Genomic DNA, 20,914 nt, shown 5'->3' with positions numbered 1-20,914 from the left:
CTAGCGAGCGACGAGGAGGTGGCTGCGTGGACCGCGTGTTGTTGTCAATGGCAGTGCTGACCTTGTGCGGATACGTGGTCCTCGGACTCATGCACCCGACAAGAGCTGGTGCAGGTCTCGAGTTGAGTACGGAAATGTTTGGTCAAGCACTGCCGTGGATGATCGTCTCGATGTTCGCCGCCGGTTTAATCGCGCAAGTATTTCAACCTGCGGCAGTCGCACGTTTGTTAGGCAAAGAGTCAGGACTGCCAGGCATCTTACTCGGAGCGACCCTCGGCCTCGCTGGTACGGGTTCACGCTGGGCTGCGTATCCGTTAGTCGCAGGGTTGTTTGCCGAGGGTGCTGGACCTGGAGCCATGTTTGCATTCCTCACAAGTTGGCAGTTGCTTTCACTGTCCAGACTGCCAGCTGAAGTTCCGTTCCTAGGGTTGCGTTTTACACTCGTGCGTGCAGGCGTTTCGTTTGTTTTAGCCGTCATCGGCGGGGTGTTGGTCAATCTGTGGTACGGCTGACGGATCACAAGAAGTCGACCTGTACGGACCGCCCGCTCTCGCCTTGGGACCCACGCAGTTTGGGCAGTCGCAGTTCCAACTGCCCGTCTTTGTAAACCGCCCGCGACTTAGTGCGGTCCACTGCTGCGGGCAAGTCAACCACACGTTCGAACGCTCCAGTGCGGCGCTCGGACAGCGACGCCGCCACGCCTGACCTGTTGCCCTGGTGGTTTTTGATTTCTCCACGCAGCACCACCCGGTCGGTCTCGACGGACACGCGGATACCGGATGGACGTTCTATCCCCGGAACGTCGCAAATGACAAATACCTCGCGGTCTGTCTCATAAACGTCTACAGGCGGGAAAGAGCCAGCAGAGCCGGCAGTCCCAGCCCCAGCCCCAGCCCCAAGGAAGTTCGTGATCCCGTCGAGCCCAGGCATACTGTGCAACCAATCCGGCATACCGGACCCTCCCTGCGGGAACCCGCCCCCTGACCACCCGTTCAGAGGTTGTGCAGGCCCCGAGCCTGACGTTCTGCCTTGAAATTGGCTCGCGGACGGCCGCCCCTGCGATGGTCCAAACCCGTTCATCCACTGCCGAGAAAAGTCACCGCCAAACATCTTACTCATGTGCTCGCCCATCTGTTGAAGGTTGTTCATCGTGTCGAAAAAACCTCGGTTATTTCTATTCATCGCCGACACCTCTTTGTTGTTCGCACCCATTCTATGCAAAGCGCTCCGTCGAGGACACCGCGACATGGATTTATCTAGAAATACCGAGGGAGACCTGCCACGCTACACATCTTTACAGCCACTAACGTGGTGGTACAATGAACGCTATGGAACAGCACAATCTTCGATCCACCGCAATTTTCCAAGGCAGCATCGGCCCGAACCAGCACAAACTCCACGAACTGTCCAGTCAGACAATCACTGACCACCTGCTGCGTGTTTACCAGCGCATGTTCGATCAAATTGGACCTCGCTACTGGTGGCCCGCTGACACTGGTGAGGAAGTTGTAATCGGAGCCATCTTGGTCCAAAACGTCTCTTGGGCCAATACAGAAAAAGCGCTGCATAACTTAGCTGAAGCAGAACTGTTATCGTTCTCCCAGTTGCGTCAAGCAGAACTCGAAGAGATTGAGGGATGTATTCGGTCGACGCGCTTTTACCGAACCAAGGCAAGGAAATTGAAAGCATTCGCCGATCATTTGGCGGAAACGCACCACAACAGCCTTAGCGTCATGCTCAGCCAGCCACTCGACAAATTGCGTAAAGAGTTGCTCAATATTTACGGGATCGGTCCTGAAACAGCTGACGACATTCTGCTGTACGCAGCCAAGTTGCCATCGTTTGTGATTGACACATACACAAAGCGCATCTTTCATCGCCTCGGTCTGGTACCAGAAGACATCTCGTACGACGAGCTGCGCGGCTGGTTTATGGAACACCTGCCGCAGGACGTTCAGCTTTACAATGAATACCACGCTTTGATCGACGCGGTTGGCCATCGGTTTTGCAATCCAACCCAACCGAAGTGCGGCGAGTGTCCACTCCGGGTTGAGTGTGTTCACCTGAAAAACATCAACCGCCATCATCACGACGAGGAGACATGAAGCTGGACAGCCTGGGATTGTCACTCTTATAGTGGCCGTGATTGAGCGCGGGAAAGTTAGATCACGGGTGAATCGTTTCCGAACCAGTCCCTTGACCTGGGCATAGAGATTCGGTTCAGTTACGACGCGCCACTGTGTTCGCCCGCAGCCGCAAAGGCCGAATGCTTGGGTCTGCTACCCACATGCTGACGACAACGAGCACTCCCCCGATAACGCTTCCTACTGACAGCGCTGCTCCAACGAACACCCACGCGATGGTTGCGGCAAAAACTGGCTCCATCGTGAAGATAATCGCGATTGCGCCCGCCGAAGTGAACCTTTGACAAACGTTTTGACCCCAATACGCGAGCGATGTCCCAAGCAAACCGTTGACCAGGACAGTCCAAATCACACCGGGACGCAACCAATGGTTAAGTGACCACGCATGCGGGCCTTGCGGCCAGAGGAGCGATACAGCCAGGGCACAGACTGCCACTGTAAACAGTTCGACGGTGGCGAGGGCGATTGGGTCGACTTGGTTCGTGTAACGGTCGACTCCGAGGATTTGCAGGGCAAGGCACACTGCACAACCGAGGATGTACAGATCCCCGGGTTGAAGATGCCATATACCGCTGCCACTCACTAATGCAAGTCCTGCAGCTGCAAATAGTGCACCAATCCAAGTGCGCAGCGATCCCCGCTGCCGGGTCAACAACGTTCCCAAAATGGGGACCAAAACGACGTTCAGACCCGTTAAAAATCCGGCTGTCGGAGCACTCACTGTCAACAAGCCCAGAGTTTGCAGCGCATACGCACCAAAGAGGAACACCCCTAGGACAGTGCCTATTCCCCACACTCTGCCGCGCCAAATTGTGCGACGGGCGGGGGCCAGCAGGGACACACCGGTCAGCGCTACCGCAGCCAGAAAAAAGCGCGTGAACAACAAAGGATAAACAGGGACACTCAACAGGGCCGTCTTCGTCAACGTGAAGGTGGCGCCCCAAATCAACGTGATAAACAGCAAAAACGAGTTTGCGAACAGTCTTCGATGTGGTATGAGAGTGGCCCTCCTTGCCGAAACGGGCAAGAATTCGACGCCCTACGACGAAATACCTCTTTTAGTCTGGCACACCGATATCAACCCGCAACTTTGCGATACAGACGTAGTCGCCAAGCACCGTAGGCGAGAACGGCTAAGGCACAACCGCTGCGTATGAGGAACTCCACATGCCCCGAAACCGCGCGTTTTAGCAGCCACCTATCATCCAAAACAGTGTCAGCAGCGAGCTCGGCGACGAACCCTGCAGCCAACACCTGCAACCATGCGATTTGGTCGATGATGCGCGATATCACCGGCAACAGCATGAGCAGTGGCAAGAGGCTCAGAAAGACGCCAACGGCGATGAGCCACACAGTCTTGGAAACGACAGCAAGGCTGAGAATGTTGTCTATACTGAGTGCGAGGTCTGTCACGACGATGACTGCGAGGAGATTCCAAAAGCGTGGCTCAGGTTTTCGGGCGTCTGTTTGAATATGCGCCATGCGCACAGATACGGCAAACACCACCAGTCCCAGACCAAGACTCCACCCCGGTTGGTTGACCACAGACACAACTCCGGTGATTAGGGCCGTGCGCAGCACCGTCAGAATGACGGCGCTGCTAGCCCCTAACGCCACCAAGTGCTTTGAACGCCGTGCGATGCTGCCAACCACGATTGCGTTATCGACACTCGTCAGCAAGTTCAGCATGAAAATCGTCACAAATTGTTGCATACCGCGCCCCCCACATGACTCGCGTTTCCACGCGACAACGTGCATACCCGCGAAGCATGTCCTTACCCATGATATGCGTAGGGGGGGCAATCATGAACGAAACGGCATCTCAACTCATAGGGTGGTCAATCCTCAAGGTGGTCAGCGATTATCAAGTGCGCCCCAAGGGGAACACAGTACTAGGCTCAGCTATCGCCGCGTCCGGTGACTTCCTTTATGCCGGGGCCACTTTGGTAGACATGCGCACTTTCGAGCTTCCCGATAGTTGTGAAACCGCATCTTTGATAGACTCGTTCAACAGTTTCACTCACAGGAAACACCCACAAAGAGGTATATCTCTTTGCCTTTGCTTCTTCTTGAATTCGTCGGAGCAACAGGTTCACGAGTCCATGTCCTCTGTGTGCCTTCAGTACCGCGACCGATTCCACTCTGGCATTCGCTCCGTGTTCGAAAATGCACGCAATGCCTGCTGGGGCACCGTTAAACTTGAGTAGAAAGTGTCGGTAGGATGAATTTCGAAATTCGAGTTCAAATGCAGTCTCCCGTACCTCACGGCCCCCGAATTCCGTGATGCCACACTCAACGTACATTGCATCTTGATAGTTGTTTGACGTTACCAGCTCAATTGCAACGTTGATGTCCTGAGCAACGTCGACCAAAGTACCGTTCCATACTTGAACAGGGTCGACGGCGGTTTCCGAATGATATCCCGCTTCCTCTAAGTAGGCGTTAAATCCCGCGGTGGACTTCGCATCGAACATGTAGAAACGAGGGATACCCCCTCTCTTCCCGAAAAACGTCTCGACAGTTTCTCGCACAGTTTGATAGTCATCCGGCTGGCGGAGGACCCATGCGTGGTTTGCATCCCAGTGGGCAGGATTCTGATCGTTCCAAAACAAATAACCCCAATCTTGAGGCTTCACATTCGCAAATGAGCGCTTGTATGAAAGCTCCATTTCGATTATCGTCGCAGTGTCCACTATTTCCACTCCCGCACCGTCTGTTTAATCCGTTCCGGAAGCTTGGCACCCAGGCTTTCAGGGTCTTCCCATGCAACTCCACCTACGCTTACCGCAGTACACCCATCCTAACGGGGGTGTTGTAGACATTCAGAACAGTCTTCGTCCGATCAAATTCGCCGACACAGGCTCCTTACCCACTTCTCGTGCCCACACCGACAACTGACCAATGTGGTGAATCTCGTGTGCGACAATGTGGCGAACAACTTCCCCGGCCGTAATCGATTCTCCTGGCCTCCACGCAGCTCGTACCAACTGTAACTCCCTTGACGGAGCCCACGCCTGAAGAAACGGCTCAATTTCCTCGCGGCAACGATCTGACCATGAACGGATGCTGTCAACAGTTGTATACTCGGAAGAACTCGAGCAACTCCATCCTGTCCTCTCCGACGCTCTGCGGTTCATGCACTTTCTGTGCATTGTAGCATCTGCCTGGTGTCCTTCTAACATCCCATTGTGTTAGGTATCTGTTGAGACACGCCTGAGTTTCAGACGTGTTCAGTTCGCTGCCCTTTGCAAAGCATGCGCGACATTCCACAGCTCTGATGATTGCACACTGCGTTAAGGCTTGCACCATTCCCATGAATTCTGGACTCTTTTGATAGGGCTGGTAGCCCAAATGTTCTAACAGCCAGCCCCAAAACCGTGCTGACCTCTCAAGATTGGATACGTTTAATCCAACATGGTGTCAGCTTCCTTTGCGGTCCGGTTGAGATAGGATGGCCTGATCGTCGACTGTTCCTACAGCGTTCATCTCTCGATACCCTTGGAGAAGACTTACAACATAGTCGTGAGCGTCGGTCGGATATTCGTACCGCAACTGACCGGCAAGTTTCTTCCCGAGACCTCCAAAGACATCAACGGTCGTCAGTAGGGCTGTCCATACAGAATCAACATCGTAAACACAAAAGGACTGTCTTACGTCATTAAGTACACTGGGATCGGCCCATGAGTCCAGAAAACGCCCTTCATGCCAGGTGTCAAGTAAACCTATACAAGCTTGATGATGCCATTCCATCATTTGCAGTAGTTGGCGCTTCATGAGTCCATCGCAACACATCCTTGCCGTCCACAATTCCCCTCGGCACAACTTCTTTGCTGACCACACTGCATGGTAGAGGAAGTCGTTTGCTAAATGCAGGAATGACGCGTCAGTCGGCATGATAGGCGCTGAAACCTCAAAATCTTTGGCTACGCCTGCTGCATCCTCAAGCTTCGATCTAAACCCATCCTTGTCGACGAGTACCCGATAGCCGCGTTGAAGAACTCCCGACATCTCAGGCACAACATCACCTTCAATTACGTTCATCGGCAATGGAATGAAGTCTACATCTAGCCCATCATCAAACAGGACACGTCTCTCCACGAAATCCCCAACGGCCGTGGACTCGAGAAACGTTAGATGGTGCTCTCCAAACTCAGAAAGCCACGTAGTGCTTGATAAATAAAGGTCTGGATTCGTTGTGAAAACCAACAGGTCCAAGTCTGACCACAAATCCGCCGGCCGATCAGTTCGAGCACGTGAACCAATTATCACTACTAAACGAATATCGTCTCCACGTACAGCCCATTGAACTATGCGTTCCACCAAAGCGTCGTAGCGAAGATTCACGCCAAGTCAAGCCCCCTTATCTTTTTTGGTAAGTTCTCATTGCCGTTCCTCCAAACTTACTCAAACCTACGCATAGGTAGCTTTGACGTTGGATTCCTGCTTCGTATTGACGCTTCCACTCCGTCAGTCCCCAGTTGTACGCAAATCGAGCCACACCACAGGATCCGGAAAAATAGGCGGCTTGTCTGTTGTTCGGATCGAGCGCGATTTTATGGCTTCTCAGCACCTTCGACGACCTTCTTCATGCCTTCAATCAATTTCTGCTTTTTGCCTGAGCAGGAACCGTAGCACCTCGTAAAAAATACCGTAATGATTTCTAGCACATCTTTGGCAAGGTCTTCTTCAAACGTGCTGTCTTCACCTTGGTTGAGAATGACGACTTCCACGTCTTTCGCCTCGCATATGGCAAAGCCTACTTCGTCCTGCAAAATGGCGTTCAACAGTTGTTTTAAACCTTTCTTGTGGTAGTTCATGCCTGACCCAAAATCAGCAACGACCTCGAACGTCCACCCTTGTGCAGCACAGTACTAGATTCAAACAAAACTGTTCAAACCCTGCCGTTAGACCCTTCAGCCAAATCGTGTTGGTACGGACTAGAGGAATCATGAGCCCTGAGGAGAAGTCAAAGTTTGAGGAGTGGTCACATGCTGGTGCGCCGAATGGAACCAAGAGATGTTGAGCACGTAACGGCCCTGTGCGAGCAATTTGGTTATCCTGCCAGTGATGAAGACGTGAGGCAACGTTTTGATTACTTGCAACAACTGATTGAGCATCAGATTTTCGTTGCCGAAGGTCATGACGCGGTCATCGGATGGTTGCACGTACACGGCATCCATACCCTCAGTTCGCCTCCGTACGTGGAGATCCGAGGCATTGTTGTAGCCCATCAATATCGAAGGCAAGGCGTGGGGCGATTGTTGATGACTGAGGCTGAGCTCTGGGCATTGGAGAACAGGTACGAAGTCGTTCGGCTCAGGTCCGGGACGCAGCGTCCCGAGTCGCATAACTTCTATCCGAAACTTGGGTATGTGCAAACGAAGACTCAGCTCCACTATCAGAAGGCGCTGCGTGAATCATAAAATCCAGATATAATAGTTTTTTAGTCGGAAAGTAAATTGGTTCTTTTTGCGCACTGCTTTGTCTGCCTCAAAGCGTCCAAAACTTGACGGTGTTAGATGACCAGGATTTGACGAGAGAGTATGACAAAAGCAATGCGTCCATATGGACAGGCGGTCCATCGGGCATGCCAAACAGGAACACTCGAAGAACAGGGGTGGAGCCCGTCAAGGTAGTCATTACAGCCTTGACAGACGGCGATGGGTTCCCACACTGGCAAGATTGGTGGAATCCACAGACTTGTGGTTCCACCCCTAGTTCCAAGAGGGCTTGATGTGGGTCTGGAAATCATGTCACTGAAGATAGGATCTCCCGTGAAATGTCGGGCGTCAATGTCCGCTTCGCACCTTGAAACGGACAGTATGTGTCGTCGACCACACTTTTAGGCTCAAACGGCATAGTATTGAACATTTTAGTTAGACATCACGCGTACCTCGAAAGGCGCTGTGGCGGGCTTTGGACACGGTCTCCGTCAAGCTGCGGACACCAGTCACCATCAATCTTTGGACAAAATGGCGTAGTACTAACACTATAGGCTTACGGTGTCTGATGTTCTAATCCCGACGAACACAATGTCCAAGTCAGGTGATTACACTAGTTTAGCTCATCATGGCGATGAGCTAAAATGTCCCTTCCCAGACACTTTGCTTGACACAAGCGTAGATGACGGCGCATGTTGTCCATATCAAGTCATTTTAGTTCAGTTGAACTATTTGATGTGCTCGATTCGCTTTCTTAATGCGGATTCCCGACCGCCTATACCAGACATAAAGACAAATTCGTCCTCATTTCTTGAGGACCATTATCAAGAAACCGCAAACATCGTGCCGAATTACACTTCACAGTGATGGTTCAAGCATAAGTGGTGTTCGTTATTCCAAAGGCAATTTCATGGCGAGAACAATGCCCCCAGCTACATAGCTGTCTTCAATGCTGTCTGAAACTCTGACGAATGGTCGACACTAATGAGTACTTTGGCTACGAACTGTTTCCTGCCCTAAAGGTTCAACACCGACGGTTCGTGTACTTCTATCTTGATTGTGGATCACCAACTGGTCTTCACATGCCCGTCAGAACCATAATGCACTAGTTTAGTGACATGCATATCCATGCACAGGTGACTTGTTGCATGTATGCCCCCGCTAATGCAAGCAGAACTGACCCAATTGGGCGTTCTACGCTCCTAAAATGCCATCAATAAAACTAATGCAACGTTCCGTGTACTCGGCAGAATGTTTCACAAATGCCTCTTCATGCTCCACACCATTGATTTCCCAATACTGAGTTGTAGGGATAGCCTTTAAGATTCTCCCATTCATCACGTGAATCGACGAATCGGCGTCACCATGTATCACGAACAAAGGTTTGTTGATGCGTGGTTGAAGTCTACCTGGAAAACAGCCCGTGTACAACTTGAAAAAGAGTGGCAACAACGCAAGCAAAGGTTGAGGTATGTGATACAGGTTGCGATACATGCTCTTAAATGACTCGCTCGCATTAACGAAGGCGCTATCCGTAATGGCACACCTGATGTTGGTGTCATCTTTTGATAGAGCCAACAGTGCGGCGTGGCCCCCTGCCGAAAAACCCCACACAATGACCGGAACGCCAGTACGTTTCGCAGACCAATCCGCAACGTTGATTAAATCCACCGATTCTCGTTGTCCACCGCTATACGTTTTATTCTCATTCACATAACGAGCATCGTACAGGAGCACGTTCATTTGATGTTCGTGAAGGTGACGGGCTAGTTCCAAAAATGGAACCCACTTTTCCTCCCGACACGACATCCACCCATGAACAAGAATGACGGTTGCACGGGCCGTGTGTGATGGAATAAACCATCCCGATAACCCATTCCCCACAAGAACATCCTCATAATGAAGACCATATTCTAAAGGAGTGGTCGTAAGCGTCATATTGGTAGGAGATATCTTTTTTGGATGAGCGGGATACCAAGCCAGTAGTGCATTTAGTCCAAGCCACATCATAAGAACTACTATCAAAACTATTGCGTAGAACAAAGGGAGTTCACCTCCTTGAGTTCACCAAAAATGTAGTCAAGAATATGTCGCCTGCCATCTTCCATGTTGCTGCAATAGCCCCGGATTACCAAATCACCTATTGTTGGATGATTACACACAATTGCATCAGGTTCAACGTATCGGAGGTTGACCCAACGACCGAACACAAAACTCGAATTGAACGTGTTTTAATTGTTGTAACGTGTGATACCAATGAGGTTACTTGTGTGCACCGAGAAATTGAGGATTTTGTCGCATCGCCGAGGAACATTTGTATTAGTAAATTATTTCCAATTGTGTTTTAAGTCAGACCAACGACAGGAACTTCAAGAGTTAGTTCTTTTAATAGTATAGTCGGCCTTTCGGACATTACGAAATCAGTGAAAGCTAAGCATCTTTTGTCACTGGACTAGGGTTATATAGATGGGTCACTTGAATAGCGGTCGAAACCAATTTCTGCGGAGACCCTTTGAATCTCTTCTACAGGGAATGGCGTAGTTTTGCTATCCATACGAAGACCCGTGTAAAAGTCATTTATGACCGTGGCTATGGGAGCGTATCTATTGATGATATCCGCCGCTACAGATCCCACTTCTTCTGCAGGGTCGTACCCACTGGCACACCGACGTATGAAGTCAATACGGTCATTTCGGTCCATTAAGCCGAGTAAGCCTGCTACAAGCCAGTTTACAAGGTGCGTCACTACGTAACACTCGTCGTGAGTCTTGTTCAATTCAACAAACGCCCGTTCGGAATCGGACAGTTCAAATCGAGAAGATGTGACGAGACCAAAGTCCGTAATGTAAATACGACTTCCGTCGGTTAGGATATTCTCGAAGTGAGCATCGAAATGGAGTAAGCCTTGCGAATTCATAAATGAAACAGTTGACCTCACCTGGGATTCCACCATGGTGATAGCTGAATTAGCTTCCTTCGCACCCATTGCGACCTGCTCATTCATCCAGTCATGTAGGTTGTGAGGAATGTACTCGCAGAACAGTACAACACTGTCGACTGATTGTTCACTTGCCTCAATACGATTACCCACCGCGTCGGAATCCCAAAACGCAACCATACGCGAAATATCGCTCAGTTCTTCAGACAGTGGCATACGTAGATTCGGCAACACGCGCCAGTGATACATCATGGGGAAACCTTCACACTGTCCTGCTAGCACCCAGTTAGTCGTCATGGTCTGCGCAACCACTTCACGCCAAACACCACCTGGGGGCGAGCCAATACCATAGTGACAATACGGTGGCAGGTCGAACACGTTTCTAGTGGACATGACATTCTCAGTGCGTTTTTCCAGCTCCGTCAGCGGTATTATCTTAGCGAAGATCGATGTGGCTTCAAGCTGCATTATCGCCGATGTACCGCCTATGCCTGTACCCAGAATTGAAGCACTTTCCACACTCTCTCGAAGCCGTTGGTTACTGAGCAACGCCAAGTTAGTAGACACGTTGGCGTAGCGATCAAGACGATTTGGATAAGACATTAGGAGCCCTGTTGGGGAAGACCTCATTGGGACAGTATCCTTTCACGTTAACTTGCACATAAACATTGGTTTAGCAGTTTCCCATTGCATCTATCTTATGTCGCGCTCCTGACGTTTTGTTCACCTAGCTCACGTGTTCCCTAAACGCCTGGAAATATGTGTATTCGTACTCGACTGGTGACAAATAAGCCGTCGATGCATGAATGCGCACTCGGTTGTACCACACTTCGATGTACTCGAAAATGCGCTTCATTGCCTGTTCTCTTGTCTCGAATTTTTTCAGATGGACAAGTTCCCGCTTTAGCATACTGTGAAAATTCACTGCAGGCCACTGTCAAACATTTCCCCTTGCGACGCATATTCCGGCTACTTGTCATTTTGGCTCAAGTGTGTCATGGTGTTTTGCTCGTTTGTGGTGACGCTGTTTATATGGTGTCCACTTGTTTACCCTGCACTTCTCCACCTAGTGCCGGCCAGAATTCACGCCATCTAGCGCGGCTACATTGTCCCGTGAGCTATCGCAAGACTGTGTTACCACTGTCCCACGTCACGGTAGGTTGCGTCCGAAGTCATGGACGGTTGGATTCGCATCACATGATTACCGACGACTTTCAAGTCGCAGCCCTGGAGCGAAACAAGAGCAGTGTCGTTTTCGGATATTTGGAATTTACGATGAAGCCGTCTTCTCCTCACCGAGACGGGGCTGGGCTTAGCAGTGACTGTATGATTTCTTTCACTTGAGGAATTGAAATATTATTGCTGGAAATGACATACCCTATGTTTTTGTTCGATGTAAACCAAGATGTCTGAGTCGGTGACGCCCACCCTACAGCCCCCATATCCACTTTATGTCCGTCGACCTGGATGACTTTTTGTATGTTTTCTTGATTCATTCCCTTCACCAAACCAGGAACTTCAAAAATTTCGTATTCAAAATTCCCACGGATATAGTCGAGAGCGAGGTTCTCCTTCACCCCCTTGTTCTTCTCAAATACAGAAAGGCTGTCATATTTCAGAGAGTAACCATTCAGTACTTTACTTGGGATTGTAATTGGAAACGATGCCTTGTCCAGTGCCTGTTTCCCGGAGAACTCCATGTTAATGTTTTGCGAAGCTACTTCGATTGCGTTCAGTGATTTGAGAATCTTGACCAGCTCGGTATCTGCTACTTTCTGACTGGCGATGAGCGAGTAATCAATTTGACCTTTCACAAATTCAATCTGTGTCTTGTTGTTGCTGACACTTACATACGCTGGGGTATCCCCGACGAGTATCTTGTTCCATCCGGCATGGGATTTAGCATACTTCGATTCTACTTCGTTTAATACCAGTTTGTTTCGCCCGCTATCGTAGACAGCTTGGAAAGTCGGATGTCCATTCCCTGCCTGATTGCTAAGTATCGTGTCTTTGAGCGTTCGTCCGGACGTATACGAAGGCAATAGCGGTAGGAATGACAGCAACTTTAGATCGACTTTAGATTCCAGTTGAAGTGCAGCTACTGTGGTTATGGTATTAGTGCCTATTGTCGACTTGCCTATTGGATTGGACGGAGGGGGCGCAGTAGAGTTTACGACTGTGCGTGTTACAGTGCTCGCCATCGCTTGATTGCTCGTGTTCGCAGGAGCAGAGGCAGCTCCGCGAGTCGTATTGTTGGCATTACCACACCCTACAAGAATTCCTACAATGCTTACTGCAACTCCGCCTGTTGCCCATTTCTTATACTTGTTCATTAAGTGAGTGCCTCCCCACGTTGATTACCTTGGTTAGACGGAGTCATCCCGCTATTTGGTTACAGTCCACTTTCCTGAATTTTTTCTATGCCTGTGAGGGGACTTGCAATTGAGCTAAGGTCTCTCTTTGTAATTAAGAAAACATCGTCCATGCTTCAGGACGGCAAAAAACGGACAACGGTTACAACTGAGGTTTGTTTCTACAGGTAAACGGGATCTCGATTACTGGTGTGCACCGAGAGATTGACGATTTTGTCGTTCCCGTCTCCAAGGAACATTTGTCAACGGGGGATATTATAACTTGTCTTTTGAGCAATCTCCCTAACTCGCAACTAGAGCCTCTATGTGGTTTTTTCTGCTCTTTAGCGACAGAAAGAAGGAAGGAAGGCACGTAGTTACTGTTCTTGTGGCCTTATTGCATCAACAATTAGTGAAACAAATCCGAGTTCTCCGTCTCGGTTTCTGTGGTCAAATCTCTTTGACCGATAAATGAACCCACCGCTTTCATCCCAATCATCATAATGAAAGTGACCATTTTCATCGCAATGTTCCAGTAGATGAACTTGGAACCCAGCCGCTTCAAACATGCTTGTCAACGTGTGATATGTGTGAACGATTTTATGACTAGCTGCTGGATGATCGGCTGGACCAGGACCGCCAGCCTTGACCATATTTTGATACCACTCATTTCTAAAAAATCCATCAGGAACTGCACACCGCACATAACCGCCTGGCTGCAAAAACTCATAGCATGTCTTGGCGGCATCAATACCTTCAGCGTGCGTTAGATGTTCCCAAACATGTTCAGCGAGAATGACGGCAATTGAATTTGGGGCGAACCTCTCGTCCCAATCGCTATGCTTCAGTAGGTTCAATTCGTTTTCCTCTGTATGAAGCCAACCGATGTTGTTTTTACTTCCGCCCGATCCGACAACAACTCTCAAATCAGTATTGGTCACCATCCTCTCACCGCCTTTTACCAGTCGTTGTGTCGCGTTAAGTTCCTTACGGACGGTTGCCTTCTATCGTATATCGGTTCCCATGCCATCTGACTGACTACGAACGCCTAGGACCCTTCAGTCACGGTACCCGCGACATGGTTAGCCGTTTCGGGGTGTGGTTCCCTGGTGACCCGCACGCCTTACGGATACAACTCCGACCATCAGTCCTGTCGGAGTCATCACCCCGCCCATCCGAATCTGAACTGCCCCCGAGTTGAAGAAACACCATGTGCTTCAGCGCAAGCATCTGATATTAAAGTCGTTATGCGAGGGACAGCAAATGTTGAATATTTTTTGAATAAATTTCGCTTGCAGACCAGCTCTTATATTTCTCTGGCACGTCCAACTCACCGACCTCACTGGCTACGTATCCCTTGTCACGCAGCTCAGTAGATGTCTTTAGTAAGTCGGACAAATAGTCCGCTGCTTTTTCAATCCATTCCTTCCCTCCCACATGTCCATGTCCAGGTACAACGTAATCGAACTCCCAGTTCCTTAACTTATCGAGTATAGATATCCAATTCTCGACGTGGTGTTAGGTTGTAGTAGTGGACACAGCGAATCGGGAATGTGAAAATTAGTAAATCGATTCGAGGTGTCTACAATGGCAAAGCAATACGACAACGATTTCAAGCTCAATACCGTCAAACTGGTTGTAGAGGATGGGAAGCCTGCCTCCCAGGTAGCACGTGACCTTGGCGTCACCCCAAAAACGCTGTACGGCTGGGTTGCTCAGTACAAGCAAGACCCCAAGCATCCGTTCGTCGGTAGTGGGCACCTAAAGCCAGAAGCTCAGGCAACACGAGATTTAGAACGTGAAAACCGTGAGCTGCGGGAGGAAGTAGAAATCTTAAAAAAAGCAGTGCGCATCTTCAGCAAAGACCGGAAGTAAGGTATCAGTTCATCTACGACCACCGCTTCGACTTTTCGGTTCAGAGGATGTGCAAAGTGCTACAGGTTTATCGAAGCGGTTACTATGCATGGTTGACTCGTCCTGAGAGTCAGCGTAAACAACGGCGACGCATGATTAGCCGACGAGTCCATGAGATCTTCGTGTCCTCTCGACGTTTGTACGGGAGTCCCAAGATTACCCGAGTCCTCCATGGTGAGGGGATACGGGTTGGTCAGAAGACAGTGGCTGGAATCATGCGAGAGAACAGGCTGAGGAGCCGTACGGTTCGCAAGTACAAGGCAACCACCAATTCAAAACATAACCACCCTGTGCATGACAATGTGCTCAATCAGACGTTCCATGCCGAGCGTCCCAACGAGGTCTGGATGGCTGATATCACCTACGGTACGCCCAGATAACCAAATCATCCATTTACGGATGCCATGCGGTTAATTGAGCACGTTTGGAATGCACGTCGACATGGTTCTTTTTTTTCCATGGACATGCCCTTCTTCTGCTGTGAGAGGAAGTGAGCCGAAGCAACGGTGACTTGCCGACACTGGCAAGGTGACGTAGTTTGCGGGAAACGGGGCTTGCGGCGAAGCGGTTACGCCAAGATGAGTCTCTAGGCTGAGCATGGGACGGTTGAGGAACACGAACCTATTAAACCGCATCTAGGGGTTGAAATGTCACCCCTGCCTACACCGCTTAATAGGCAGGTTGCGGACTGAGACACGCTAACCGAATTGGCGGGAATCACGAATGCTGGTTAGACACGTAGGCTGACCTGCAGGGAATTACGTTGAGTGCACAGCTAGAACGTAATGTCCGCTACGACTTGCAGAACGCAAGGTCAAAGACTGCGATAGGCAACCTCACCCATGTGTAGAGTCCAACGTGTGAACTGGGGAAGGCTGGCACAGATGCTAAGGGAGTGTATCCCCAATGCTGTGCAAGTTGACGGAGCCCTCGTAGTAGTCCGAGGTTGGGAAAGCCAACCACATGGCGAAGGGGGGCAGTTTAAACGGTTTGCTTGGCTCATTAACTGACCATAGTGAGGTGAAGACCTTTGATAATCAGTGAAATGCAAAGCAAACTGGCGACGTGGTCATCAGAAGACAAGGAACGTAAGTTTGATCGGCTTTTGAGACTCATAACTGACAGAACATGGATTAGTGAAGCGGCGAGAATCACATTGGCCTCTAAGGGCTCCCGAACACCCGGTGTAGATGGTGTTGATAAGCGCAAGATGGAGGCGCGATTAGTTCCCGAGTTGGAAGCCATACGGTATGAGCTCTTAACAGGCACATACTGCCCGCTCCCCGCCCGACGTGTCTATATTCCAAAAGCAAATGGAAAACTTAGACCACTTGGTATCCCGACGGTGAATTCATACTGCACGCCTCCCAATAAGGTTTTGGAATTGGAGAGCTAGCAACACTGTTGGTGCTAAACTAGCTAATTCAAATGGCCTGACTTCTGGATTCGTTCCCGCAGTTCAAGTTCTTTCTGCTCATTCAAGTGAATTTCCCAAGGATACCCGGGAGCAGCTTTTGTCGCACTAAGAATTCCACGATTGAGCCAGTAGTAGACGACCCCCGGAGCAATTCTAAGGCGCTCAGCAACTTCTTTGACGGATAGCCCATGACGCCGTGAAGTGTATCCAGGTATCTTGTGTATGTAGCGAATCCACTTGATCGAGTCAATCGTGAACATTCTGCCGTCTGGTGTGCGCATGCCTGATTCATTTAGCTGTTTTGCGATCTGCTGGTCGATCATCGTTTCGGAGAGCCTGCGGACGACCTCAACGGTTTCAGGTGAATGTTTGACCACCATATGTTGCGGTAACGGCTTACAAGCCCAGAGCTCTTCGCAATGTTGATTGCGCCATCGCAAGCCAAGCCGAACAGCTGGGTTCCTCGGTTCAGCGAATATGGTGACGTCTTCAATCATTAAACGAAGGATTCGTTTTCGGTCCTTGAATGTAGTGGATGGCTTGGACCAGATTCGAGGTAGCTCCTTCGCAAGGCTCAGAATTGCCACCTTATCGTGTTCGGTAGGCCGCCAACTGCGGCGCTCCACATACTGGGTGTACTGCTCTTGAAGCTGCGCCAATTCGGTAAGCTTTTCATTCCATCGTGCCTCAAGGCTGCGCACTACCAGACGGTTTTCTGGCTCGACCTGCTGGTATTGTCTCTCGGCTCGATCTGCCTCGTACCGCGCCCGCTCTAGTGATAATTTCCAGCCCTTATCTGCATCATCTTCTTCGTGAAGCAGTTTGTCCATTACCTGTAGGGCAAGCTCTAATTCGGCTGGTTGTATTACCTGCAGCAGGCGCTCTGAGATGGCCTGGTCGATGCTCGGAGCCGGCACTGTCGTGCATGTGGCTCGGTGCCCATGTTCCCACCGTCCTTTGCATTCGTAGTGCGGAGAAATCCCACCGTTACCAGTGTAGCGTACACTCATGCGCCGACCACACTTCCCGCATATTACGAGCCCTTGAAGCAAGGCTGTACCTTCTCGTGCGGGGCCACTTTTCTCGAGGTTGGTACGATTCGAGTGTAGTTGCTTGAGATTCCTTTCGTATTCCTCCCATGTGACGTATCCCGGGTGATGGTCCGGAATGAACACCTCCCACTGCTCGCGAGGGAGCCGCACCGTATGATGAATAAACAGCCCTTGAGGATTCACACGTTTTTGGTCGCGATATCGACCAAAAACGTATGCGCCAGTGTACGCGGGATTGTACAGTACCCCTAGAACTCGGCTGTGGTTGAGTGTTCCCCAAACGAGTTGTCCGGCCCACGCACCACCGTAGGCCCGTTTTGGAAACCGAAGGCCGTTTTGGGCAAAGAACTGAACCACACCGTAGGCGCTACCTGTCGTACGAAATGCACGAAAAACATTGTGAATGGCTGTTTGAACCTCTTCGTCAGGGTCCAACACTGTCTGTCCGTTGGCGTCATACACATAGCCAACGGGTAGTGGAAAACGGAGTTCGCCCTTTTTTGCTTTGTTCTTTTTGCCGCCAATTAACCGAGCGCGTAAGAAATGCAATTCTGCCTCGCTCATGGTTCCTTTGAAACCAAGAATTAATCGGTCATTGAAATCTCGCAAATCGTAGATGCCGTCTTCATCCACTACGATGGTGTTGAACAGGCCACATAGCTCGAGAAGGCGCAGCAGATCCGCTGAAGAACGCGCCAAGCGCGAAATCTCCAGACCCAAGATTGCACCAACTTCGCCAAGTGATACTTGAGCCACGAGGTTCTGGAAGCCCAAACGCTGCGAACGGCCAGACCCTGAAATCCCGAGGTCCTCGTCGATGACCTGAATCTGTTCCGGAGCCCATCCCAGATCGATGGCCTTCTCCCGCAGAGCGTATTGGCGTTCCGTGCTCTCCCGGTGAAACCGGACCTGGGCTAGGCTCGATTGACGGATGTACACAATTGCTGGTCTGTTCAGGTGCTCTGGGTGAACCTTCGACGGTGCTGTCGTCATGAATTTGTTCCTCCCCATGCATTGCCGCAAGGCACGAACGCACCATCCCAGCTACGACCGTGATGAGCTCGTCCAAGCTTTGCGCGTCATCTCCGACCAATGCGGCTAATGCCGAACTAGACACGAACATCCCCTCCGACGAGGCCGACGAACTATTCGTTATCTCGGCGTCGAAGCAGTTCTAGATTGAGCTCAGTCAGTTCCGAGAGAATGTCCTGTGCGACCTCATAATTTTCGAGCCCAGCTCGGACCCGTTGCTCCCAGGCTGCAGGAACGTAATCCATTTGCGTTTTACCATGATAAAAAGACGACAGGTATAAGCTTGTATGACCAACGCCAGTCGCGCAGTGACAGGTTGGCTTGCCACACTTTACGTGTCGAGTGATAAGGGATCCGCGCAGAATCTGGTCCATTGGCGGCAGCGCCTTTAACAGCTGCCCTTTCCGCTGTTTGATGTCTTGCAAAGGAACAGATTTGAATCTTCTAGGTGCCTCGTTCTTATCAGTAGTATTCATAATAAGAAATTACCTCCTTGATTTTCAATTGTCAATTAAATTCGTTGCTGAGATCGAGGAATCATCTAGGCTTTGAAGGAGTTCGGCTAATTCCTTCAAGTCCAGTGCGTTAAATGGGGTGACCGGTTGGGAGTCGACGCGACACCAATCCGTCCAGGACTCTGGAACGCAGAGGACAGTGGAATCCGTTTGAAGAGAGCACAGAGCAGTCCCATTTACGTGCTTCACTTTAAGCAGGGCAAAGGTCTGCCCGTGGAGAGGATGAAATGGATGGGTAATAGTTACAGATGCCGAAAGGGGATTGAGCTGAAGTGCATTTTGCGCTGACCGTCCCATGCCTACGAGACCGTATCGTACAGCGAGCGATGCTGATGGCAATGGAACCTATATGGGAAAGTGACTTTCATACGCTATCCTACGGATTTAGACCGGCCCGTAGTGTCCATCATGCGATTCGAACCATCAGAATGCAACTGCAGGACGGGAATGCACAAAGCAACGCCACTGCAGGGCGCTGGGTCATCGAAGGTGACCTCTCAAGCTACTTTGACACGGTACATCATCGCCTGCTAATGAAGGCCGTCCGCAAACGCATTTCCGACCAGAGATTTCTCAGGCTCCTCTGGAGAATAATCAAGGCTGGTTGTATAGACCGCGGCCTATTTTGTTCTGCAAGTGAGGGCGTTCCACAAGGTGGTGTTATCTCACCACTACTGTCAAATATCATGTTACACGAATTTGACCAATGGATGGACGCGAATTACCTGAACAAAAAGGTGAGAAAGGACCGCTGGGCATGGAACTTCGGAATACAAAACGAACGCCCTATCGCGATACGCGAAGGTCGGCAGTGGAAGCCGGCGATTTCGTATTGCCGATACGCAGATGATTTCGTAGTTGTTGTCAAAGGAACCAGGGCTCATGCAGAAGAAGTGCGCGAGGCATGTCGTGCTTACCTAGAGGACCATCTTAAACTCACACTGAATATGGAGAAGACGCATATCACCCATGTAAATGACGGCTTTGTGTTTCTGGGCCATCGTATTATCCGTAAAAAAGGCCCACGTGGGCAAATGCGGGTTGTAACGACAATTCCGTGGGAGAAGTACCGCCGCTTTACGGAAAGAATAGTCAAGCAGCTGTCAGGAAATTACGGTGCGAACACAATAGACGTCATCGAAAGTCTCAACCGGCAAATCACAGGATGGGCCAACTTTTATCAGTACACCGACCATACAGCGACTATTTTTAGCAAGGTTGACCGAGTGATATTTTGGAAACTTGGATACTGGCTGGCCCGAAAGTACAAACGAGGCTTCAGGACACTAATGCGAGACCATGTTCGTTCCCCCGAAGTGGGCAAAGCCAAGGTCTGGGTGCTACAAGGTCAAAACAGTCGCGGGTTCTATGGTCAAGTGGCACTTCGGAGGCTCATAACCAGCCGAAAAGGGTGGTTTATGTGGCGGAATCCCGACGGGAACCCCTACATCCTACGTTCCACAAATCAGCGGACTATTGAGTCCTATTATGATGAAGTCGCCTTTGCTCTGAGCAACGTTTAAATGGAGAGCCGGATGCGTTGAGAGGCGCAAGTCCGGTTCGGGAAGGAGAGGCAAGGAAATAGTTCGACTACGCCTTGTCTCTTACTTCACTGTGGACAACCGAAGGCTGGCTCTACGTTGCGAGCATCATGGACTTATTCACACGTAAGATTGTTGGCTGGAGAGCGGGTTCACGGATGACGAAAGAGCTTGTCATCGAAGCTCTGGAACAAGCCTATGAACGTGAGAAGCCTGAAGCCGGTGTCTTGCACCACTCGGACAGAGGTAGCCAATATGCATCCAAGGAATACCAGGACAAGCTCAAGGAGTACAGCATGGTCGGTAGCATGAGTCGAAAGGGCAATTGCTGGGACAACGCGTGCATCGAGTCTTTCCACAGTGTGATCAAGCGAGAGCTGATACACCTGGAGAAATACTCAACACGAGTTCATGCGCAAAGGGACATCTGGGAATACATTGAACTCTGGTACAACCGCAGGCGGATTCACTCCTCCATCGGCTACCATACACCAGCTCGATTCCAGACCATGTATTACCATTACAAGGGAATCCGATCGTCAAGTCAATGATCTCTACTGAAATTTAGA

At 50.3% G+C, this 20,914-nt stretch carries 21 protein-coding genes and 2 pseudogenes; 7 read left to right on the top strand and 16 right to left on the bottom strand.

Features of this window, described 5'->3' with window-relative positions; all coding sequences use genetic code 11:
- The first annotated feature begins 26 nt into the window (after positions 1–26).
- A complete protein-coding gene (locus JC200_RS22845; protein WP_274434030.1) occupies positions 27–512 on the top strand; it encodes a permease in 486 nt (161 codons plus the stop codon).
- Between the two features lie 4 nt (positions 513–516).
- Here JC200_RS22845 and JC200_RS22840 read toward each other — a convergent pair whose 3' ends face one another.
- Positions 517–1,182, bottom strand: a complete 666-nt coding sequence (locus tag JC200_RS22840; protein WP_274434029.1) for an Hsp20/alpha crystallin family protein — start codon at positions 1,180–1,182, stop codon at positions 517–519.
- Positions 1,183–1,319: 137 nt separating this feature from the next.
- On the opposite strand from JC200_RS22840, the gene JC200_RS22835 reads away from it, so the two are divergent.
- Positions 1,320–2,105 (top strand): endonuclease III domain-containing protein, encoded by a 786-nt coding sequence (locus JC200_RS22835; RefSeq protein WP_274434027.1) that lies wholly within the window; start codon positions 1,320–1,322, stop codon positions 2,103–2,105.
- 115 nt (positions 2,106–2,220) lie between these two features.
- On the opposite strand, the gene JC200_RS22830 is transcribed toward JC200_RS22835, so the two are convergent.
- The 7 genes and pseudogenes from JC200_RS22830 to JC200_RS22810 form a co-directional block, all read right to left on the bottom strand.
- Positions 2,221–3,171 carry a DMT family transporter gene (locus tag JC200_RS22830; RefSeq protein WP_274434026.1) on the bottom strand — a complete coding sequence of 317 codons (951 nt, stop codon included), beginning with the start codon at positions 3,169–3,171 and terminating at the stop codon, positions 2,221–2,223.
- A gap of 50 nt (positions 3,172–3,221) precedes the next feature.
- Positions 3,222–3,857 (bottom strand): TerC family protein, encoded by a 636-nt coding sequence (locus JC200_RS22825; protein WP_274434025.1) that lies wholly within the window; start codon positions 3,855–3,857, stop codon positions 3,222–3,224.
- Between the two features lie 185 nt (positions 3,858–4,042).
- Positions 4,043–4,837: a GNAT family N-acetyltransferase gene (locus tag JC200_RS22820; RefSeq protein ID WP_274434024.1), complete on the bottom strand. Its 795-nt coding sequence runs from the start codon at positions 4,835–4,837 to the stop codon at positions 4,043–4,045.
- A 129-nt stretch (positions 4,838–4,966) separates the two neighbouring features.
- A complete protein-coding gene (locus JC200_RS24635; protein WP_443111933.1) occupies positions 4,967–5,281 on the bottom strand; it encodes a DinB family protein in 315 nt (104 codons plus the stop codon).
- 283 nt (positions 5,282–5,564) lie between these two features.
- The gene (locus JC200_RS22815) at positions 5,565–6,488 is read right to left on the bottom strand and encodes an aminoglycoside 6-adenylyltransferase (RefSeq protein ID WP_274434023.1); all 924 of its coding nucleotides are present in this window, start codon (positions 6,486–6,488) and stop codon (positions 5,565–5,567) included.
- 16 nt (positions 6,489–6,504) lie between these two features.
- Positions 6,505–6,714, bottom strand: coding sequence for a helix-turn-helix domain-containing protein (locus tag JC200_RS24630; protein WP_443111857.1), 210 nt, complete (start codon positions 6,712–6,714; stop codon positions 6,505–6,507).
- A pseudogene (locus JC200_RS22810) lies at positions 6,698–7,015 on the bottom strand (IS607 family transposase); the annotation flags it as partial. The gene JC200_RS24630 and the pseudogene JC200_RS22810, both read right to left, overlap by 17 nt.
- A 117-nt stretch (positions 7,016–7,132) precedes the next feature.
- Between JC200_RS22810 and JC200_RS22805 the strand changes: the two are divergent.
- Complete coding sequence (locus JC200_RS22805) at positions 7,133–7,567, top strand: GNAT family N-acetyltransferase (RefSeq protein WP_274434022.1); 435 nt, start codon at positions 7,133–7,135, stop codon at positions 7,565–7,567.
- 1,212 nt (positions 7,568–8,779) lie between these two features.
- Here the strand turns inward: JC200_RS22805 and JC200_RS22800 are convergent.
- The 5 genes from JC200_RS22800 to JC200_RS22780 all read right to left on the bottom strand — a co-directional run bounded on the left by JC200_RS22800 (position 8,780) and on the right by JC200_RS22780 (position 13,818).
- Positions 8,780–9,628, bottom strand: a complete 849-nt coding sequence (locus JC200_RS22800) for an alpha/beta hydrolase (protein WP_274434021.1) — start codon at positions 9,626–9,628, stop codon at positions 8,780–8,782.
- A 415-nt stretch (positions 9,629–10,043) separates the two neighbouring features.
- On the bottom strand, positions 10,044–11,126 hold the full coding sequence (locus JC200_RS22795; RefSeq protein ID WP_274434020.1) for a protein kinase domain-containing protein: 1,083 nt from the start codon (positions 11,124–11,126) through the stop codon (positions 10,044–10,046).
- A 124-nt stretch (positions 11,127–11,250) separates the two neighbouring features.
- Complete coding sequence (locus tag JC200_RS22790) at positions 11,251–11,433, bottom strand: IS3 family transposase (protein WP_274436638.1); 183 nt, start codon at positions 11,431–11,433, stop codon at positions 11,251–11,253.
- Between the two features lie 382 nt (positions 11,434–11,815).
- The gene (locus tag JC200_RS22785; RefSeq protein WP_274434019.1) at positions 11,816–12,856 is read right to left on the bottom strand and encodes a hypothetical protein; all 1,041 of its coding nucleotides are present in this window, start codon (positions 12,854–12,856) and stop codon (positions 11,816–11,818) included.
- 395 nt (positions 12,857–13,251) lie between these two features.
- Positions 13,252–13,818 carry a class I SAM-dependent methyltransferase gene (locus tag JC200_RS22780; RefSeq protein WP_274434018.1) on the bottom strand — a complete coding sequence of 189 codons (567 nt, stop codon included), beginning with the start codon at positions 13,816–13,818 and terminating at the stop codon, positions 13,252–13,254.
- 643 nt (positions 13,819–14,461) lie between these two features.
- On the opposite strand from JC200_RS22780, the gene JC200_RS22775 reads away from it, so the two are divergent.
- The gene (locus tag JC200_RS22775; protein WP_274434017.1) at positions 14,462–14,749 is read left to right on the top strand and encodes a transposase; all 288 of its coding nucleotides are present in this window, start codon (positions 14,462–14,464) and stop codon (positions 14,747–14,749) included.
- Between the two features lie 47 nt (positions 14,750–14,796).
- On the top strand, positions 14,797–15,168 hold the full coding sequence (locus JC200_RS24625; RefSeq protein ID WP_443111856.1) for an IS3 family transposase: 372 nt from the start codon (positions 14,797–14,799) through the stop codon (positions 15,166–15,168).
- 1,039 nt (positions 15,169–16,207) lie between these two features.
- Here JC200_RS24625 and JC200_RS22770 read toward each other — a convergent pair.
- From JC200_RS22770 to JC200_RS24620, 3 genes are all read right to left on the bottom strand, one after another.
- Positions 16,208–18,250: a recombinase family protein gene (locus tag JC200_RS22770; RefSeq protein ID WP_274434016.1), complete on the bottom strand. Its 2,043-nt coding sequence runs from the start codon at positions 18,248–18,250 to the stop codon at positions 16,208–16,210.
- Between the two features lie 152 nt (positions 18,251–18,402).
- On the bottom strand, positions 18,403–18,765 hold the full coding sequence (locus tag JC200_RS22765; RefSeq protein WP_274434015.1) for a DUF6788 family protein: 363 nt from the start codon (positions 18,763–18,765) through the stop codon (positions 18,403–18,405).
- A gap of 24 nt (positions 18,766–18,789) precedes the next feature.
- Complete coding sequence (locus JC200_RS24620) at positions 18,790–19,101, bottom strand: DUF5372 family protein (protein ID WP_443111855.1); 312 nt, start codon at positions 19,099–19,101, stop codon at positions 18,790–18,792.
- Between JC200_RS24620 and JC200_RS22760 the strand changes: the two genes are divergently transcribed.
- Together JC200_RS22760 and JC200_RS22755 are read left to right on the top strand one after the other, a co-directional pair.
- The gene (locus tag JC200_RS22760; RefSeq protein ID WP_274434014.1) at positions 19,077–20,327 is read left to right on the top strand and encodes a reverse transcriptase domain-containing protein; all 1,251 of its coding nucleotides are present in this window, start codon (positions 19,077–19,079) and stop codon (positions 20,325–20,327) included. The two genes, JC200_RS24620 and JC200_RS22760, sit on opposite strands and share 25 nt — an antisense overlap.
- A gap of 80 nt (positions 20,328–20,407) precedes the next feature.
- Positions 20,408–20,896 (top strand): annotated as a pseudogene (locus JC200_RS22755) (IS3 family transposase); the annotation flags it as partial.
- Positions 20,897–20,914: the final 18 nt, after the last annotated feature.

The organism is Alicyclobacillus sp. ALC3 (assembly GCF_028751195.1).
GTDB lineage: Bacteria > Bacillota > Bacilli > Alicyclobacillales > Alicyclobacillaceae > Alicyclobacillus_L.
This window is presented reverse-complemented; position numbering and strand designations above follow the sequence as displayed.

Coding starts and splice junctions, on each gene's coding strand:
- JC200_RS22840 (WP_274434029.1), bottom strand. CDS start 1,182: ATGAATAGAAATAACCGAGGTTTTTTCGACACGATGAACAACCTTCAA.
- JC200_RS22835 (WP_274434027.1), top strand. CDS start 1,320: ATGAACGCTATGGAACAGCACAATCTTCGATCCACCGCAATTTTCCAA.
- JC200_RS22825 (WP_274434025.1), bottom strand. CDS start 3,857: ATGCAACAATTTGTGACGATTTTCATGCTGAACTTGCTGACGAGTGTC.
- JC200_RS24635 (WP_443111933.1), bottom strand. CDS start 5,281: ATGAACCGCAGAGCGTCGGAGAGGACAGGATGGAGTTGCTCGAGTTCT.
- JC200_RS22805 (WP_274434022.1), top strand. CDS start 7,133: ATGCTGGTGCGCCGAATGGAACCAAGAGATGTTGAGCACGTAACGGCC.
- JC200_RS22795 (WP_274434020.1), bottom strand. CDS start 11,126: ATGTCTTATCCAAATCGTCTTGATCGCTACGCCAACGTGTCTACTAAC.
- JC200_RS22790 (WP_274436638.1), bottom strand. CDS start 11,433: ATGCTAAAGCGGGAACTTGTCCATCTGAAAAAATTCGAGACAAGAGAA.
- JC200_RS22785 (WP_274434019.1), bottom strand. CDS start 12,856: ATGAACAAGTATAAGAAATGGGCAACAGGCGGAGTTGCAGTAAGCATT.
- JC200_RS22780 (WP_274434018.1), bottom strand. CDS start 13,818: ATGGTGACCAATACTGATTTGAGAGTTGTTGTCGGATCGGGCGGAAGT.
- JC200_RS22775 (WP_274434017.1), top strand. CDS start 14,462: ATGGCAAAGCAATACGACAACGATTTCAAGCTCAATACCGTCAAACTG.
- JC200_RS24625 (WP_443111856.1), top strand. CDS start 14,797: ATGTGCAAAGTGCTACAGGTTTATCGAAGCGGTTACTATGCATGGTTG.
- JC200_RS22770 (WP_274434016.1), bottom strand. CDS start 18,250: ATGACGACAGCACCGTCGAAGGTTCACCCAGAGCACCTGAACAGACCA.
- JC200_RS22765 (WP_274434015.1), bottom strand. CDS start 18,765: ATGAATACTACTGATAAGAACGAGGCACCTAGAAGATTCAAATCTGTT.
- JC200_RS24620 (WP_443111855.1), bottom strand. CDS start 19,101: ATGGGACGGTCAGCGCAAAATGCACTTCAGCTCAATCCCCTTTCGGCA.